This window comes from Moritella yayanosii (genome assembly GCF_900465055.1).
GTDB classification, from domain to species: Bacteria; Pseudomonadota; Gammaproteobacteria; order Enterobacterales; family Moritellaceae; genus Moritella; species Moritella yayanosii.
In genome coordinates this window covers 4,261,140-4,278,917 of sequence record NZ_LS483250.1, presented here as the reverse complement: position 1 = coordinate 4,278,917, position 17,778 = coordinate 4,261,140, and the positions used below count along the sequence as shown (strand labels likewise).

Annotated in this window: 17 protein-coding genes and 1 pseudogene; 7 read left to right on the top strand and 11 right to left on the bottom strand. The window is 40.0% G+C overall.

Annotated features, from left to right (window positions below; genetic code table 11):
* Nucleotides 1–283: 283 nt before the first annotated feature.
* Nucleotides 284–916, top strand: a complete 633-nt coding sequence (locus MORIYA_RS20040) for a 2OG-Fe dioxygenase family protein (protein WP_112718124.1) — start codon at nt 284–286, stop codon at nt 914–916.
* 53 nt (nt 917–969) lie between these two features.
* Entirely contained in the window at nt 970–2,208 is a 1,239-nt protein-coding gene (locus MORIYA_RS20035; protein ID WP_112718122.1) for a cysteine desulfurase-like protein, read from the top strand.
* 250 nt (nt 2,209–2,458) lie between these two features.
* Here MORIYA_RS20035 and MORIYA_RS20025 read toward each other — a convergent pair whose 3' ends face one another.
* Entirely contained in the window at nt 2,459–2,908 is a 450-nt protein-coding gene (locus tag MORIYA_RS20025; protein ID WP_112718118.1) for a GNAT family N-acetyltransferase, read from the bottom strand.
* A gap of 289 nt (nt 2,909–3,197) precedes the next feature.
* Here MORIYA_RS20025 and MORIYA_RS20020 point away from each other — a divergent pair, with 289 nt between their 5' ends.
* A complete protein-coding gene (locus MORIYA_RS20020; RefSeq protein ID WP_232011692.1) occupies nt 3,198–3,488 on the top strand; it encodes a hypothetical protein in 291 nt (96 codons plus the stop codon).
* Here MORIYA_RS20020 and MORIYA_RS20015 read toward each other — a convergent pair.
* The 8 genes and pseudogenes from MORIYA_RS20015 to MORIYA_RS19980 form a co-directional block, all read right to left on the bottom strand.
* Nucleotides 3,480–3,989, bottom strand: coding sequence for a GNAT family N-acetyltransferase (locus tag MORIYA_RS20015; RefSeq protein ID WP_112718116.1), 510 nt, complete (start codon nt 3,987–3,989; stop codon nt 3,480–3,482). The genes MORIYA_RS20020 and MORIYA_RS20015 overlap by 9 nt on opposite strands.
* Nucleotides 3,979–4,779 carry a GNAT family N-acetyltransferase gene (locus MORIYA_RS21730; RefSeq protein WP_112718114.1) on the bottom strand — a complete coding sequence of 267 codons (801 nt, stop codon included), beginning with the start codon at nt 4,777–4,779 and terminating at the stop codon, nt 3,979–3,981. The genes MORIYA_RS20015 and MORIYA_RS21730 overlap by 11 nt, the downstream gene beginning before the upstream one ends.
* Before the next feature lie 83 nt (nt 4,780–4,862).
* Nucleotides 4,863–5,243: a SpoIIAA family protein gene (locus MORIYA_RS20005; protein WP_112718112.1), complete on the bottom strand. Its 381-nt coding sequence runs from the start codon at nt 5,241–5,243 to the stop codon at nt 4,863–4,865.
* Nucleotides 5,244–5,361: 118 nt separating this feature from the next.
* Nucleotides 5,362–6,108 (bottom strand): amino acid ABC transporter ATP-binding protein, encoded by a 747-nt coding sequence (locus tag MORIYA_RS20000; protein ID WP_112718110.1) that lies wholly within the window; start codon nt 6,106–6,108, stop codon nt 5,362–5,364.
* 67 nt (nt 6,109–6,175) lie between these two features.
* On the bottom strand, nt 6,176–7,258 hold the full coding sequence (locus MORIYA_RS19995; RefSeq protein WP_112718108.1) for an amino acid ABC transporter permease: 1,083 nt from the start codon (nt 7,256–7,258) through the stop codon (nt 6,176–6,178).
* A gap of 1 nt (nt 7,259) precedes the next feature.
* Nucleotides 7,260–8,318, bottom strand: a complete 1,059-nt coding sequence (locus MORIYA_RS19990; RefSeq protein WP_232011691.1) for an amino acid ABC transporter permease — start codon at nt 8,316–8,318, stop codon at nt 7,260–7,262.
* A gap of 225 nt (nt 8,319–8,543) precedes the next feature.
* Complete coding sequence (locus tag MORIYA_RS19985) at nt 8,544–9,557, bottom strand: amino acid ABC transporter substrate-binding protein (protein ID WP_112718104.1); 1,014 nt, start codon at nt 9,555–9,557, stop codon at nt 8,544–8,546.
* A 594-nt stretch (nt 9,558–10,151) separates the two neighbouring features.
* Nucleotides 10,152–10,493 (bottom strand): annotated as a pseudogene (locus tag MORIYA_RS19980) (SDR family oxidoreductase); the annotation flags it as partial.
* Between the two features lie 89 nt (nt 10,494–10,582).
* Between MORIYA_RS19980 and MORIYA_RS19975 the strand changes: the two are divergent.
* Nucleotides 10,583–11,047, top strand: coding sequence for a substrate binding domain-containing protein (locus tag MORIYA_RS19975; RefSeq protein ID WP_232011690.1), 465 nt, complete (start codon nt 10,583–10,585; stop codon nt 11,045–11,047).
* A gap of 133 nt (nt 11,048–11,180) precedes the next feature.
* On the opposite strand, the gene MORIYA_RS19970 is transcribed toward MORIYA_RS19975, so the two are convergent.
* Nucleotides 11,181–11,711, bottom strand: a complete 531-nt coding sequence (locus MORIYA_RS19970; RefSeq protein ID WP_112718102.1) for a type II secretion system protein — start codon at nt 11,709–11,711, stop codon at nt 11,181–11,183.
* 295 nt (nt 11,712–12,006) lie between these two features.
* Between MORIYA_RS19970 and glpA the strand changes: the two genes are divergently transcribed.
* The 3 genes from glpA to glpC are packed head-to-tail and all read left to right on the top strand — an operon-like array spanning nt 12,007 to nt 16,223.
* Nucleotides 12,007–13,650 (top strand): anaerobic glycerol-3-phosphate dehydrogenase subunit A, encoded by a 1,644-nt coding sequence (glpA, locus tag MORIYA_RS19965; RefSeq protein WP_112718100.1) that lies wholly within the window; start codon nt 12,007–12,009, stop codon nt 13,648–13,650.
* Nucleotides 13,640–15,001 carry a glycerol-3-phosphate dehydrogenase subunit GlpB gene (gene glpB / locus MORIYA_RS19960; protein WP_112718098.1) on the top strand — a complete coding sequence of 454 codons (1,362 nt, stop codon included), beginning with the start codon at nt 13,640–13,642 and terminating at the stop codon, nt 14,999–15,001. Before glpA ends, glpB begins: the two co-directional genes overlap by 11 nt.
* Nucleotides 15,002–15,014: 13 nt before the next feature.
* A complete protein-coding gene (glpC, locus tag MORIYA_RS19955) occupies nt 15,015–16,223 on the top strand; it encodes an anaerobic glycerol-3-phosphate dehydrogenase subunit GlpC (protein ID WP_112718096.1) in 1,209 nt (402 codons plus the stop codon).
* Nucleotides 16,224–16,320: 97 nt separating this feature from the next.
* Here the strand turns inward: glpC and dbpA are convergent, their stop codons facing one another.
* Entirely contained in the window at nt 16,321–17,715 is a 1,395-nt protein-coding gene (gene dbpA, locus MORIYA_RS19950; RefSeq protein ID WP_112718094.1) for an ATP-dependent RNA helicase DbpA, read from the bottom strand.
* Nucleotides 17,716–17,778: the final 63 nt, after the last annotated feature.

The following is a 17,778-nucleotide window of genomic DNA, read 5'->3' as shown; positions in this document are numbered from 1 at the left end:
ACTTTAAACTACTTTTAATTAAATATAGGTAAAGGTTGCTTGGGCTTTTTTGTGCGCCAGTTATCATTAACATTTTTCATATCAAAAAATCAGATATCGTAAAACTGTATATTTCGACATATAAGTTCAAATCAGAACCAAAAAACTTTGCTTTAATTTCAACACGAAACTGTAAACCAGTCGTTAATAAAATAAACGGTTGAAATTGCCCTACCATCTTGTAACTTATCTCGATACACGGATAATCATCTCATCTACATTTGATTAACCAAGGATTTACATCATGAACGGATCATTTCTTATTGAAGCATTTCAAGCACCCTCAAGTTACGCTCAAAATTTAGGTAATTTCTTTAATGATTTAGGGGTGGATCCTTACCTTGAAAGCAACTGTCGATTCCGCGCATTTTCACAGTATCAAAAAACCAATGATAAATTTGAAAAGTTGGGGACCAGTACCTTCATGCAGTCATCTGATGTAAACCGCCTTATCGGTAATGTTGAGCGTAAGTTCGAAGACATCTCACCGTTATTGGACCAGCATCCTGACTTTCAAAATTTATTAAAGGCGTTTCTTGAACGTACTAACGTCGATACCAGCAAACAGCCGATTGGCGTTCACCAGATCCGTGTGGTGTGTTCACAAGATAAGTCAGGCTCGCCAGCACCCGAAGGCATCCATCAAGACGGTTTTGATTTTGTTGGTATCTTCTGTGTAAAAAGAGACAACATTGCTGGTGCATTTACCCAGATCTTCTCGTCACCCGTTGATCAGCACCCGCACATGAGTACCACGCTTGAAGAAAACCAATTTATCATTTTTAACGATCGTCGTTATTTCCACTACGTGACAGAAACACTACCAGCGCTACAAGATAAAAGCGGTCTACGAGACGTATTCGTATTCACTGCGTAACCCACGCAAACGTAAACATTGCATTAGCAAAAAAATTATTAAAGGAACAACCTATGAACTTATGTATTGAGTCAATCCGCCAAGCTTTCCCAGCCTTACAACAGCAAGTAAATGGCGAGCCCGTGTATTTTTTTGACGGTCCTGGTGGCTCACAAGTTCCACAGTCTGTGCTTGATGCAATGACAGCTTATTTAGGTAAATATAACTCGAATCTTGGCGGCCGTTTTTTCTCAAGTGAAAAGACCGTTGATGTGATGCGTAATGCTCGTTTGAGCGGTCAAGCATTACTAAATACCGAATCACCAGATAATATCGTGTTTGGTGCTAACATGACGTCACTGACGTTCCAGTTAAGCCGTGCGATAAGCCGTGATTGGCAAGCGGGTGACGAAGTGATTGTGACCTCACTCGATCATTACTCTAACGTATCAACTTGGCAGCAAGCTGCGGATGACAAAGGCGCTGTAGTACACCAAGCCCGTGTTAATGAAGCAGACTGCACGCTAGATAGCGAACATTTAATCTCGTTAATCTCCAATAAAACTAAATTAGTGGCTTTAACCTTTGCATCGAACACCACTGGTTCATTGGTAGACGTAAAACCGATCATTGCAGCAGCACATGCCGTCGGTGCCAAAGTCTATATCGATGCGGTACATTACGCGCCACATAAGCTTGTTGATGTGCAAGCATTAGGTTGTGACTTCTTAGCTTGTTCAGCTTATAAGTTCTTTGGGCCTCACGTAGGCATCGCTTATGTAGCGCCACAATGGTTACATACTCTATCACCTTACAAAGTCGAGCCAGCAACAAATCAAGGGCCAGGTCGCTTTGAAACCGGTACCCAAAGTTTTGAAGCCTTAGCTGGATTTAGCGCTGCGGTTGAATACCTTGCCCATGCTGGTGATCAAGCACTGCCGCTACGTGAAAGACTGGTGCAAAGCTTCGAGCTATATCAAACCCATGAACAACAACTAAGCCAACACTTCCTTGCCAAGTTAGCGCAATACAGCAACGTGACGCTATACGGCATCGATGATATGGACCGATTAGCAGAGCGTACCCCGACCTTCTCTATCCGCATCGACCATGCATCACCAGAAGATGTATCAGGCCTGCTTGGTCAACATAATATGTGTGTATGGAACGGTCATTTTTATGCAATTGGCTTATGCAAACAATTAGGTATCTTAGACAAAGGTGGCGTGATCCGTATTGGCTTTATGCACTACAATACCACCAGCGAAATTGATGCATTATTTGACGTACTATCGGCTGTACTCGTTAAATAACGACAGTTAGTAATAAATCAACATTAAGCCCAAGTGTATCGCCTGCACTTGGGCTTTATTATTTTACTGTCAATAAAGTCACGTCAATCGAGAACAGCACAACAATGGTTTGATGAATATGGGGTCAGCCACCAAAACAAAACCAATAAATTGAAGGGGCGAAACCCTCGTTCTTCGAGGATCTGCAGTTCTTATTAGTTGGCCCAGCTTGGTTACTTGGCTTTATCTATCAACGTATTGGTATTCGTTATTAAGCACTCACCGCTAAACGATAACTGAAATATTCAGTATCTTTTACAAACCCGAGTTTTTCGTACAGTGCTTGCGCTGAGAAATTATCTTGTGCGGTATTTAAGTCAACGCGAATAGCACCTGTGTTTTTCGCTTCTCGAACTACCCGATGAATTAGCTCATTAGCCAGGCCTTGCCTGCGGTATGCTGGTGCAATAAACAAATCGTTCAAGACCATAATTTTGCCCAAGGATACCGATGAAAACGAATGATAGTTCAGCACAAAACCCATTGCCTCACCCGCTTTGTTATAAGCAATAAACACGGTCGCATCGTTATTCATCAAACGCTCACCTAAATACGGACGGTACTTTTGTGGCGCTGATGGTTGCTTATAAAACACCATATATTGATCAAATAAACTAACGAGATCGTTTAATTCTTCCAATGAAGCTTTTTTGATATGCATAAAATCCCTTTTCAATATGAATCTACAGAGTACAACGACTAATATACCCAAGCTACTTCAAGATGCTTGGGTATACAGCACATCATACGTCTTTATTTTAAATAATCATTCATCCAGAGTATCAACATTTAACTAAATTGCAACAATCAAAAACTCCTTATTTATTCATACTTTAACCCGACTAATTATAGCTATACTGCTTATCTGTATCGCCATAAATAAAATGTACTCACCACTATTTAGCTCATTTAACAAGAAATGTAAAATGTGCTAAATACCAGCACGCTTAGTGCTTCATCCCAAATTGGATCTGACTGTTGAAAATGGGGCAATCTATGCATTCGGTAAAAAAGTCGAAATTAAATCAGGTTCAACAAGCATTGCCAACGATAATTTTGATAACGAAATAGGCTTTAATGCCGCTATTGTGCTAACAATGCATTTTAGCCATCAACTTGAATTTATTGTCGATGCTGCTTACATTGATATCGGTGATGAGTCTGAAATCGAATACTGTGCGGAGTTGGTTTACAGTTTAATTTTTAATACTCGCGGTGATCTATTGCAGCAATTAAGATAACTTAACCGCTGCAGAATGTAATTGATATCGGCGTACTTGTAGATCTTCTGATTCATAATAATATTCGTTAATAAACTCAACCCCACAACTTTCAATGACTTTACGCGACGCAATATTAGTAGGGTCGCAGCTGATAATAACACTTTCGGTGAGTAGCGTATCTTGAATATAAGCCAACATGAACTTAGCGACTCCTCTACCTCTCGCAGACGATCTCGTTTCATATCCGATATGGCCGATTACATTTTCAATGTAATCATTGCCCCCCTCCCTAACTCGTATTGAACCAAGAATAACGCCATTATCAATACAGAAATAGGTCGTTATAGGCGGCCAGCCTTTCGGTAATTGTTCGCCACGTGCGTAAGCAATGCGCTTTTTAAGGTAACCTTCATAATGACTAAAGATAAACTCATAAAGCACGATACCGTCAGCGACACATTCATCAACATAGGATTTAAAAGCGTTTAAGTGTTCCATGTTGGCAAGTTCAATTTTCATGTATAACCTTCAAGAACGATTTCACGTCATCTGCAACCAAGGGTCTGACAATACGCGCAACCTCCTGCCCGTCTTTTAACAATATTAACGTTGGCCAAAGTTTAACTCGAAACCGACGCCCCAGTATTTTACCTTTACCGTCAGCTATTTTGATATGCGGTAATTCAGAATGGTCCACCAGCACAGCTTTAACCACGGGCTCCGCAGCCTGACAGTGCCCACACCAAGATGCACCGAATTCAAGAACCGCATAACCAGTCCATGCTTCTACATCTGTAATAGTTGGCGCATCCTCACGATAATCAGGATCAAAATCGGGATAGCTAGTTGTCATATCGAATTCCATTGTGAAATTAACTAACATTACACTATTTCGTTGCACGGTATTTTTCTTTACCGTCGTGAATCCGCGATGCTTGAAGAACGGCTTAGCAATAAATGATGCTTCAACATATAAACGTTCGATATTGTTGAGTCTTGCTTCCGTAAGTAAGTGCTCATAAAGTGCAGACGCGACCCCCATTCCCTGAAAGTTTGGGTGTGTGTAAGTACAATCAATATGACCATCGGTATCCAGTTCGATAAAACCAGCGACCTGACCATTTATTATTGCCACCAACGGTCTTTTTTCATCTAATCGCTTAGACCACGCTGCATAATCAGGCGGTGTTGGTGCCCAAGCTTCTTTCTGTTCTGGTGTATATACGGAAGGATCTATGGCGTGAACGGATTGATAAAACAAGTCCGTTATCTCAGCAGCCCATTGGTTAGAGTATGATTTAATTTCCATAATGTGCATTATAACTAATATGTAGTCGCTATCAGATTAAATTAAATCATTTATCAGTAATCTTTGTAAAGCGACACTATTTATTACGAGTAAGAGAGATCTGCGCTTTTAAGAAACGCAATGGCTTGAGGCTGTTGCTCTAGCGTAAAGCACCGCATATCAATATTTCTAAATATCTTGTCTTCAATATTAACAATATTTTCTATCCACTTTTTATCCGTTAATATAGCCACTTTGTCTATATTGGCAATGCCCACATCAAAAAGATATTTAAACTCTTCAATCAATGCCGCGAGTTCAACGCCTTTAAAAGAATCAATTTTTTCGAGAAGCACAATACTGCCGTGACGTTCAATCTTTTCTTTTGCCGCATTAAGGACCAAAGACATATCGTTTTTCGTTATTTTTCCAGACATTTGAAATGCAATGGCATTATCAATCTCGATATCTATCATTTCAATCATATTCATCTCCTTGTAAATAAAAAGCCTTACCCCTACCCCATTATAACAACGGATTCAGAGTAAGGCTTCTTATTAGCACATACTGTTAGTAGTAAGTACTGTTGTAGTAGCGACTAGCTTAGTGCGATAAGATCTGATCTAAAAACATTTTTAGACGATCTGATTGCGGATTATCAAAGAACTCATGCGGTTCATTTTCTTCAATAATTTGACCTGCATCCATAAAGATAACACGATCAGCAACTTTCTTAGCAAAGCCCATTTCGTGGGTTACACAAATCATGGTAATACCTTCATCTGCCAGTTCAACCATTACGTCTAACACTTCTGATACCATTTCTGGATCCAGTGCTGAAGTCGGTTCATCAAACAACATGATCTCAGGATTGATACATAAACAACGGGCAATCGCTACACGTTGCTGCTGACCACCAGAAAGCTGATTAGGGAACTTATGCGCTTGATCGGCAATTTTCACCCGCTCTAGATATTCCATCGCGGTTTTAATTGCCTCATGACGTGGTTTCTTATGTACCCATATTGGCGCTAATAACAAGTTCTCCAATACAGTAAGATGCGGGAATAAATTAAAATGTTGGAATACCATCCCTACTTGCGAGCGGATATGACGTACCACTTTTACATCATCAATCAGGTCAGTGCCGTTAATACTGACCGTACCTTCTTGAAACTTTTCAAGATGGTTTAAACAACGAATAGTGGTTGACTTACCCGACCCTGATGGGCCACAGATAACCACTTTTTCACCTTTTTTAATATTTAAATTAATGTCTTTAAGTACGTGAAAATCGCCATACCATTTGTTAACGCCTTTCATGCTGATCATATAATCTTGTTCTGCCATGATATTTCCTTATACCAATTACCTTACGTAAATGGTCAGTTTTAAACTGTAAAATTTACGGTAATTATTAATGATCGGTATTATATCGTCGTTCGATCACACGTGAGTATTGCGACATACTGAAACAGAATACCCAATAGATCATAGTAACAAATACATAACCTTCGATTTCAAAACCAAGCCAATCAGTATCACTGTTTGTCAGCGTAACCATCGCCAGGATGTCGAATAAACCGATGATTAATACCAGCGTAGTATCTTTAAATAACGAGATAAATGAACCAACCAGATTCGGTATCGAGATCTTTAACGCCTGAGGCAAGATAATCAAGATCATGCCCTGCCAATACGTTAAGCCTAATGACTCACTCGCTTCATACTGGCCTTTCGGAATGGCTTGCAAACCACCACGAATAACCTCAGCAATATAAGCCGCTTGGAACAGCGTGATACCAATTAACGCCCGTAATAATTTATCAAAATTGATGCCATCACTAAAAAACAGCGGCAACACTACCGACGCCATAAATAAAATAGTGATTAACGGTACACCACGAATAAATTCAATAAAACCAATACACAGAAATTTCACAATCGGCATATTGTCGGACTGACGACCTAACGCCAATAAAATACCGATTGGGAATGAGGCGATAATACCCACAGCAGCAACCAAAATGGTCAGCATTAAGCCACCCCATTTTTCCGTGCCAACGACTTCAAGACCAAACCAACCACCGCTAATCAGTGTAAAACAGACGAATGGAAACAGTAACATGATCACTAATTTCACTTTGATATTGTTGATACGTGGTACCAAAAACACAAATGCTAAGCTAATTACAGCGACTAAATTAGGACGCCAATGTAAGGATTCAGGATAAAACCCATACATAAATTGATCAAATTTCTCGATGATAAAGATCCAACGAGCGCCTTCTTTTACGACTTCCTCTTTAGTACCACTCCAGGTCGCATCAAAGATCATCCAATCCAACAGCGGTGGTATCGTCGTATAGATAAAATAGAATCCAAGCAAGGTTAACAGTGTATTAGGAATAGTAGAAAATAAATTCTCTCGAAACCAAAATACAAGCCCCTTACTGGTTGAAGGTGCAGGTTTGGCCTCTTTCATTGTATAAACAGCCATATTATCTTCCTTTAATTTCCATTCTTGCATTAACCCAGTTCAGCAGCAGTGAAATAACAATACTGAAAACAAGATATACCGCCATCGTCATTAAAATGATCTCAATCGCCTGGCCAACTTGGTTAAGCGTTGTACCAGAGAACAAGGTCACAATTTCTGGATAACCGATTGCGGTTGCCAGTGACGAGTTTTTCACGAGGTTAAGGTATTGGTTGATCACGGGTGGAATAATCACCCGTAATGCTTGCGGTAAAATAACTTTACGCAAGATCACATGTTCTTTTAAACCCAATGATTTTGCCGCTTCTTTTTGCCCTTGGGGTACAGCTTCAATCCCCGCACGCACTGCTTCTGCAATATAGGTCGCGGTATAGATACTTAACGCAAAAATCAACGCCAGTAACTCCGGAATAATGGTGATACCACCTTTAAAGTTAAAGCCTTTCAATACTGGATATTCAGCGCTGATAGGTTGCCCTGCAAGGAAAAACATTAACAATGGCGCACCGATCAACATACCCATGCTAACCCGAATAACAGGGAATTCTTCACCCGTGAAATCATGTCGCTTATTGGCCCATTTAGATAGATACACAACGCTGATACAAGCAAGCACAAACGCCACTAATATAGATAAACTACCTGATTCAAAAATAGGATCTGGAATGATCAAACCACGGTTGTTGATAAAAATAGAGTCGAAATAAGAAAGACTTTGACGGGGGCTAGGTAGCGTCGCAAGCACCACGTTATACCAAAATAAAATCTGTAATAAAATGGGTATGTTACGGAATGTTTCAATATAAATCAGAGACAATTTAGCGATTAAATAATTAGGCGATAAACGACCAATACCAATCAATAACCCAAGTCCCGAAGCTAAAATAATACCGATCACACCCACTAACATTGTATTTAATAAACCAACAATAAATACATCTAAAAAAGTCGAGCTGGTATCATCATAATGAATAAGCGATTGACTGATACCAAAACCAGCCGTTTCACTTAAAAACGAAAAACCGGTTGTTATGCCTCTTTTTGCTACATTATCAAACATGTTGTTAACGAAGTAAAAAAGGCATAAAACCACAACCACTAAAGAAAGCACTTGGAAAATAAGAGCGCGATTTTTGGGGCTGTTAAATAAACCGAGGGAAGTCGGAGGGAGCTTTGAATTATTCATAACAAAATAAACCTTTTAAAAAGGGGGCCAAGCCCCCGATATACCAAGGTCACTTCAACAAAACGTAATGATGAGAAGGTGAAGTGACTAGGTATTAATTTATCGAATTGGCATTGCGTACATTAAGCCGCCTTTATTCCATAAATTATTGAGACCGCGGTCAATGTTAAGAGGTGAATTTTTACCTACGTTGTTCTCGAACATTTCTTCATAGTTACCAACTTGCTTAACAATTTGGTAAGCCCAATCGGATTTAAGACCTAAGTTTTCACCGGCTTTACCAGTCACGCCTAATAAACGTTTCACCGATGGGTTATTAGATTTTAACTGCTTATCAACATTACTTGAATTTACACCTAACTCTTCCGCTTCTAGTGTTGCGAATAAGGTCCAACGTACCACGTTAAACCATGCATCATCGCCTTGACGAACAACTGGACCCAGTGGTTCTTTAGAAATGATATCAGGTAAAACCATAACTGATTTCGGATTATCAAATTTTATTTTTAAGCCATACAGCTGTGAAGCATCAGAAGTAACGGCGTCACAACGACCTTTTTTGAATGCATCAAGTGTTTGGCCTGATGTATCAAACGTGACCGCTTTATATTCCATGTTATTAGATTTGAAGTAATCTGTTAAGTTAAGTTCTGTTGTGGTACCAGCTTGGATACAGAAAGAAGCACCATCGAGTTGTTTCGCTGACGTTACGCCAAGATCTTTTTTAACTAAAAAACCTTGACCATCATAGTAGTTCACACCTGCAAAGTTTAAACCCAGTGAGGTATCTCGAGTTGCAGTCCAAGTAGATGAACGTGCTAAAAGATCAATTTCACCACTTTGCAACGCAGTGAAACGTTCTTTCGCTGTCAGTGGAATATATTTAACTTTAGAAGCATCACCTAATACCGCGGTTGCAACTGAACGACAAAAATCAACGTCGATACCTTTCCAAATGCCTTTTGAATCAGTCGCCGAAAAACCAGGGATCCCTGTAGAAACACCACAGTTTAATACGCCTTTTTTCATCACGTGCTCTAATGTTGCAGCATTAACTAAATTGGGTAGTGTTGATGCTAGACCTAGTATTAAAGCTATTTTTGTAACCTTCATATTAATTTCCTTGTCTATTTTTATTATTGTAAATATCAGTTTAAGAAGCCAAATAGCGACTTGAAAGAGTTATTTTTTCTGAATCGGGAACACAAAATAATCATAAGGGAATTTTTCTACAACATCTACGAAGTAACAACTGATTAACAGAAGCATTGACAATAATTTGATATGTGTCACATAATTAACATAAAACCAACACGACTAGTACTATTTCAAGTGAATAATACTTTATGGATATTCACTTTTAGTCTTTTCCCCGTATTTAATTCTATAATGACCATTAATGTACTATAAACAACCTCGGTGTTTTGACATTGTAAGCGAAGCCAGCAACCATATATGTCACGTTTCCTCTGTGTGATTAAAGCTACGCCGCGTGTTAATAATAGGCCTGTTATTACGCAAATGCTTTAAAACGACACTATTTCTATCTATGCTATTAATTAGGTTACCGATAACAAAGCCGAATACTCATCCGATCAGAAGGCATGGTATTTCGTTGTTGCGGTCACACAACAGGATAATAAAGGCAGGTATATTCAATTCACAGATAATCAAATAGAGGTATATTACGCTTTTATCGAGATAATAAGGGGCGATAATAATTACACGCACATCTAACATAGCAACTTCTTCACGTACATTTTCAGTAATAGCGTGTACCGCAAATTTAGTACCACAGTAAGCAGCGTGTGCGCCGAAAGTTTTACGACCCGCAATTGAACTGATGTTAATAATAGTACCTGTGTTACGGGCTTTCATTAGCGCAAGTACTGCTTGCATGCCGTTTAATAATGCAATCACATTAATATCGAACATAGTTTTGAATTCTTCAGCTGGTTGAGTATCGATTTGACCTAATAACATCATGCCAGCATTGTTAATCAATAGATCTGTTGGACCGTATAACGCTTCTGCTTTAGCTAGAGCAGCAATTAGGTGTACAACTTATCGTTAGAACTACTCGCGCCCAACGTCTGACCCTAGTTGGAGAGCAATTCTTTCAACAATGCCTTACCGCATTGCAAACCATCAACCAAGCCGTAATCGCAGCTAAAAATGACACCGAGCAATTACAAGGCAGCATTTGTACTAACTGTGTTGGAGGGGTGATTGGCGAGGATATTCTAGCGAACATTATCAGCGAGTTTAATTTACAGTACCCTGATATCGAGGTTGAATTGGATTTTAGCAGCCAACGGGTAGACTTAATTGCAGAAGCGTTTGATTTGGTCGTGCGTATGGGTGAGTTAGAAGATTCTGGATTAGTGGCTCGAAAGCTCACCGACATTAAAGTGCAGGTATTGGCCAGTCCCAGTTACCTTGCTAAACATGCGGCCATTACTCATCCAAAGGATTTAGAACAGCATAATTGTTTAACTGGCAGCATCAAACGTTGGCGCTTTCATCAAAAATCAGTACCGCACAATAACGCGCCAATACACGACATAGAGATCAACGTAATCGTTATCAACCCGCCCGATTAAAAGTATTGATTGATTTTATTTGTCAGAGATTTAAAGCATTTTAGCATTGGCATAAAGAATGCTGTTCGTACCGCAATGTAAAAGCTAATACACGGTATCGAGGATAAGTAGGTTATTCACCACTAAATCGAACCTACCTAATTGTAACCTCACCTGTATCTGCCTTATAGTTCATAGTTAGCCTTTTCTGACCAGTCTGTATGAAATGTAACGCTCGATAAATACAAGTATCCAAAGTGCTGTCAGCATTAACACTGTAAGTATAAGCAATATCAACATCTGCTGAATCTAAATCAGCATCTTCCACATACGCAATTGTCACCGATGTATCAGTTAGTCCAGTCCATAATTCCTCGCAAGCAGTAAAAGGGGGGGTATCTAAGCCTCCTGTTGCATAAGGATAACCGGTAGCAGTTGAATCGACATCACCGTCACCGAAACTTGCGAGATCTTCAATAGCACCCGTGTTGCCTGCCACTAACCAACCGCTGTGATATAGTGTTACTGCACTTGCAAATGCGCCAAACTGCCCTTTAAGTGCTGAACGATTGGCATCGTCTTGCAGATTAATAAATTTAGGAATTGCGGTTGCTGCTAATACACCCAACACAATAATAACAATTACTAATTCAATTAATGTAAAACCATTCATACGACGATTCATTGTTGTACCTTGATACTCATCTTCACTTCCCGCTGGCATACTCATATGACAAGATTATATTTAAAACACTACAACAATAATACAAAATATTACAATAAAAACCAATAACAAAATACGTAACAAACACTAGCCAGGATCGATACTGGCATATCGTAAAACACCCACACGTTCGATTTGGAAACTAAACACGCAAATTGATTTCGATTTCGAGCATTTATGATTGAGATCAAATCTTCATACGAATATATTCGTCATACTTATAAGTAGTTAATTGACCAGAATATATGGATGAATTATGGGAAAAGTAGCCTGTTTCAATAGCGAAGTCTTGATCATTGGTGGTGGTGCGACTGGCACCAGTATTATGCGCGATTGCGCATTACGTGGCATAGCATGTATATTACTGGATAAAGGTGATATCGCCTCAGGGACAACAGGTCGTAATCATGGCTTATTACATTCCGGCGCGCGTTATGCGGTCACTGACAGTGAGTCAGCACGAGAATGTATTCAAGAAAACAAGATCCTCAAAGATATCGCCAGTCACTGTATCGAAGATACCAGCGGGTTATTTATTACCTTGCCAGAAGATGACCTGGATTTTCAGACTACCTTTATTGACGCTTGCACGAGTGCAGGTATCAGTACCCAAAGACTCACACCGCAGCAAGCGATCGACCTTGAACCGAATGTAAATCGCAGTTTACTCAGCGCAGTCAAAGTCCCCGATGGCACCCTTGATCCTTTCCGCTTATGCGCGTCGAATGTATTAGATGCAAAAAACCATGGTGCAAAACTGCTTACCTATTCAATGGTTAAATCCTTGATCCGCATTGGCGATCGTATCATCGGCGCAAAATGCATTAATACCCGTACCAATGAACAGTTTGAAGTGTATGCCCAAGAAATTATCAATGCCGCGGGTATTTGGGGTAAAAATATTTGCCACTACGCAGACCTCAACGTGCAAATGTTACCTGCCAAAGGATCATTATTAGTATTCGAACACCGTATTAATGATCTGGTTATCAATCGTTGCCGTAAACCTGCCGATGCCGATATTTTAGTACCCGGCGATTCTATTTCGTTAATTGGTACCACTTCAGAAGAAATTGATTACAAAGATATCGATGCCCTAAAGATCAGTGACAAAGAAGTCAACATTCTTATTGAAGAGGGCGCTAAACTGGCACCAATACTCGCACAAACCCGAGTTTTACGGGCTTATGCAGGCGTGCGACCTCTCGTTGATATAAGCGGGGGTGATGGCCGCAACATCAGTCGTGGTATTGTATTACTCGATCATCAACAGCGCGATGGTTTAGCAGGCTTTAGCAGTATTCTAGGTGGCAAGTTAATGACCTGTCGCTTAATGGCTGAAATGACCACAGACCTTATTGCTGGAAAACTAGGTAATACCAGCACCTGTACCACCCATTTACAACCACTGCCCGGTTCTGTTGTTAATAAACATAATAAACCTAAAAAAACCGTATTTACCACCAAAGCGGCTACTCATCGTCACGGTGAAACGGCCGTTGTCACCTTCGATCAAAGTACCAAAGGAAAATCCATAGTCTGTGAATGTGAAATGGTATCTGTTGGTGAAATTGAATACGCGATCAAACAACTCGATGTCACCAATTTGGTTGATTTAAGACGACGTACTCGCTTAGGCATGGGTTCGTGCCAGGGTGAACTGTGTACCTATCGTGCTGCCAGTCTATTTTGTGACTTTGCCAACTGTAGCGGTCATGAATCAAGTAAATTATTAATGCAGTTTTTTGAAGAGCGCTGGAAAGGCATTAAGCCTGTGTTATTTGGGGATGCACTGCGAGAAGCTGAATTTACCTATTGGCTATATGAAGGTCTATTTGGCGCCACAGACATTAACAAGCTAGGCGAAAAACAAGCAGATAAGGAATATTATGAAATTTGATAGCATCATTATTGGCGGTGGTATTGCCGGTTATACCGCAGGATTACGTAGCCTCGAAGCTGGATTAAAAACAGCTATCATTTCCAATGGTCAAAGCGCCCTGCACTTTTCATCAGGCTCTATCGATCTGCTTTCACATACGCCGACTGGTAAGGTTATTCGCAATCCTGGAACGATATTTAATCAATTTACCGATGAATTTCCTGACCACCCGTATAGTAAGGTGGGTAAAGAGACCGTATTTGAATCCCTTGAGTGGTATAAAAATTTACTGACCACCGCAGGTATTCCATTAACGCAACAAGACAACGGTGACAATCATTTCCGCATCACCCCGCTGGGGACGTTAAAATCAACCTGGTTATCGCAACCTTATGTACAACAACTTCCAATACGACTAGCTGAACATTCCATCACCCGTATTGTGGTCGTGCAAATTAATGATTTCCGTGATTTTAATGCCAAGATGGTCACCGATAATTTGCTCCAGATCCCCGAATTTAAAGACGTAGAAATAACGCATACCAACATTTCGATTGATGGATTCTCAGGGCTTAAACGTAATGCTTGTGAGCTGCGCTCGATTGATATTGCACGTATTTTAAATAACGAAAATGAAGTTGAGGCGTTAGCGACTAAGCTAAACGCTATCGCAACACCGGATGACCTAGTGATCTTACCTGCCATAACAGGCGATGGCATGGGGCTGTCGGTCCTTAACAAATTACATGCATTAACCAATTTAACCTTTCATGAAGTACCGACTATGCCACCGTCAATGCTGGGGATCCGCCTTGAAGAAACCATGATTGATTTATTTATCAAGGCAGGCGGCATGCTGTTAAAAGGCGACCAAGTCACGCATGGCGATATGATTGAAGACTATAGCAGTAATCATAATAATGGTGAGCTAATCCTTAAACGCATTTATACTCGTAATTTAGAAAGCATGCCATTAACTGCAGATAACTATATCTTCGCATCCGGTAGCTTTTTTAATAAAGGGCTAATTGCTCACCATGACAAATTACAAGAACCAGTATTTAACTTAGACATGAACAGCATTCAAGCGCGTAATACATGGTATAACCCGCAATTTTTTGCCGCTAACTCACAACCATTTTTATCATTAGGCATCAAAACCAATCACAAATTCAATCCTATGTTAGCAGGTAAAGTGGTCAATAATCTGTTCTGCGCAGGTTCAAATATAGGTGGCTATGATCCAATCGCCGAAGGCTGTGGCAGTGGTGTTGCGATTAGTACTGGTTATCATGCCGTAAACCAGTTATTACAACAACGAATGGTAAATGCCAATTCACAACCAGCAACCAACCACAGTTTTGCATAAGGGGACCAATATCATGAACTTAGCATCAACACGTTTTGAAAAATGCATCAAGTGTACTATTTGTACCGTATATTGCCCTGTTGCCAAAGCCAATCCGAATTACCCGGGGCCAAAAGAATCTGGGCCAGATGGGGAGCGGCTAAGACTAAAAAGTCCTGAGTATTACGACGAAGCATTAAAACTCTGCACTAACTGCAAACGTTGTGAAACATCTTGCCCGTCCAACGTCAATGTCGGTGACATTATTGCGGTTGCGCGCGGTAAGTTTGAGAAGAAAAAACTTAATCCTAAATTAATGCGTGATTATATTTTAAGTCACACCGATTTATTTGGCACATTATCGACACCCATTGCGCCCTTGGTGAATAAGATCACTGATTCGAAAATTATCAAAACCATCATGGATAAAACCATAGCGATTGATAAGCGTAAATCCTTACCTAAATATTCATTTGGTTCGTTTAGACATTGGTATAAAAAACAAGCCGACACGCAAATACAGTTTGAACGTCAGATCAGTTATTTTCACGGTTGTTATGTTAACTACAACAATCCGCAGCTTGGCAAAGATTTAGTTAAAGTATTAAATGCCATGAATATCGGCGTTAAATTATTGAAGAAAGAGAAATGTTGTGGCGTACCGCTGATCGCCAATGGTTTTCATGCCAAAGCGCGTAAAAATGCACAATTTAATGTTAAACACATGACCGAGGCTGTCGAGCAATTCAATACCCCGATCCTATCTACTTCATCAACGTGTTCATTGGCCTTAAAGCAAGAATACCCGCATGTATTAAACGTCGATAACAGCAAGATCATGCATAAGCTTGAGTTCATCACGCCATTTTTATTACGCGAGTTTATGAACGGTAATATGCCAACATTAAAACCCGTGAATAAAACCATCGTCTACCATACGCCGTGTCATTTAGAGCGCAGTGGCTTAGCTATATTTACCATTGAACTGTTACGTACTATCCCTGGTTTAAAGGTTATTGTACTCAACAGTGAATGCTGTGGTTCGGCAGGTACTTATGGTTTTAAGAAAGAAAACTACGAGGTGTCGATGAAGATAGGTAAAGGTTTGTTTGAACAGATTAAACAGGCCAACGCTGACTTTGCGATCACCGATTGTGAAACCTGCAAATGGCAAATTGACGAAAATACTGACTTAGAAACTATCCATCCGGTGAGTTTATTAGCGCAATGCTTAACGGACTAATAACTCAAAGGACGTCTGCTCCTACTCATTATTTATTGTAAATAATTTACTGTAAATAAAGAGTAGACGTCCTCTCAGTATTACTGAAGCTTAACGATTAATCGTTAAATGAACGTACAATCCAAGCGCGGAACATACGGCCTTTCAATTTACCTTTACCAATTTTCTGTACCGCAGCTTTAGCCACTTTAGTATCAACAGCAACATACGCACAGTTATCAAACAGTTGAATTTTACCAACTAGCTTACCATCAATGCCATCTTTACCCGTTAGAGCGCCTAAAATGTCACCCGCACGTACTTTTTGCTTTTTACCACCATCGATACGGATACACTCCATCTGAGGTGTCATTGGTGATTCATTAAGGACACTCATCGGTGGTAATGCTTCTGGCGTGATCATACCAAAACGATCTTCTAATAACGCAACTTGGTATGCTTCTTTCTCATCAAATATAGTGTAAGCCATACCTTTACTGCCCGCACGACCGGTACGCCCGATACGGTGAACGTGTATTTCACTGTCATGAGAAACTTGGAAGTTAATCACTGCGTCTAAAGATTCGATATCCAGACCACGTGATGCTACATCAGTTGCGACCATGACCGAAATACTCTTATTAGAAAAACGCACTAACGCTTGGTCACGATCACGTTGTTCTAAATCACCGTGCAGTGCAATAACACTAAAGCCAAAATGGCCTAATTCATCAGCAACATCTTGTACGTCTTTTTTAGTATTACAGAAAATAACCGTTGATTCTGGTTTATGTAGTAGTAATAAACCACGTACTGTATCTAAACGCTCACCAAAGTTTTTTACTTTATAGAAATGTTGTTTAATGGTGCTGTCATCGTGCGTTGACGCAACTTCAACCATTTCTGGGTTGTTCATTATTTTCGCTGCAATCGCTTGAATTTTTTTCGGGAACGTAGCACTGAATAGTAACGTTTGACGATCACTTGGTGCTTTCTCAACAATGGCGTCAAGTGCGTCTTGGAAACCCATTTCTAACATACGATCCGCTTCGTCCAGCACAAATGTTGTTAGATTATCTAATCGTAACGTGCCTTTAGTTAAGTGATCTAATACGCGACCAGGGGTACCAACAATGATATGTGCGCCGTGTTCTAATGAACCGATTTGTGGGCCAAATGGCATACCACCACACAGCGTTAATACTTTAATGTTATGAATACCACGTGCAAGTTTACGAATTTCTTTCGCTACTTGATCAGCAAGTTCACGTGTAGGACAAAGTACTAACGTTTGAATACGGAAACGTTCAACGTTTAAACGCTGAAGTAAACCTAAACCAAAAGCCGCTGTTTTACCAGAACCCGTTTTACCTTGACCAATGACATCTTTACCTTCAAGAATACTCGGTAAGCTTTGTGCTTGGATAGGTGTCATTTCGGTATAACCGAGAGTATCCAGATTAGAAACAAGTTCTGGACGTAAATTTAAAGAAGAAAAATCAGTTTGGCTCACAGTAGATACCTTAAATAAATAGGAGATAAAACAAAAAGGGCAAGCTCCGAAGAACATGCCCTT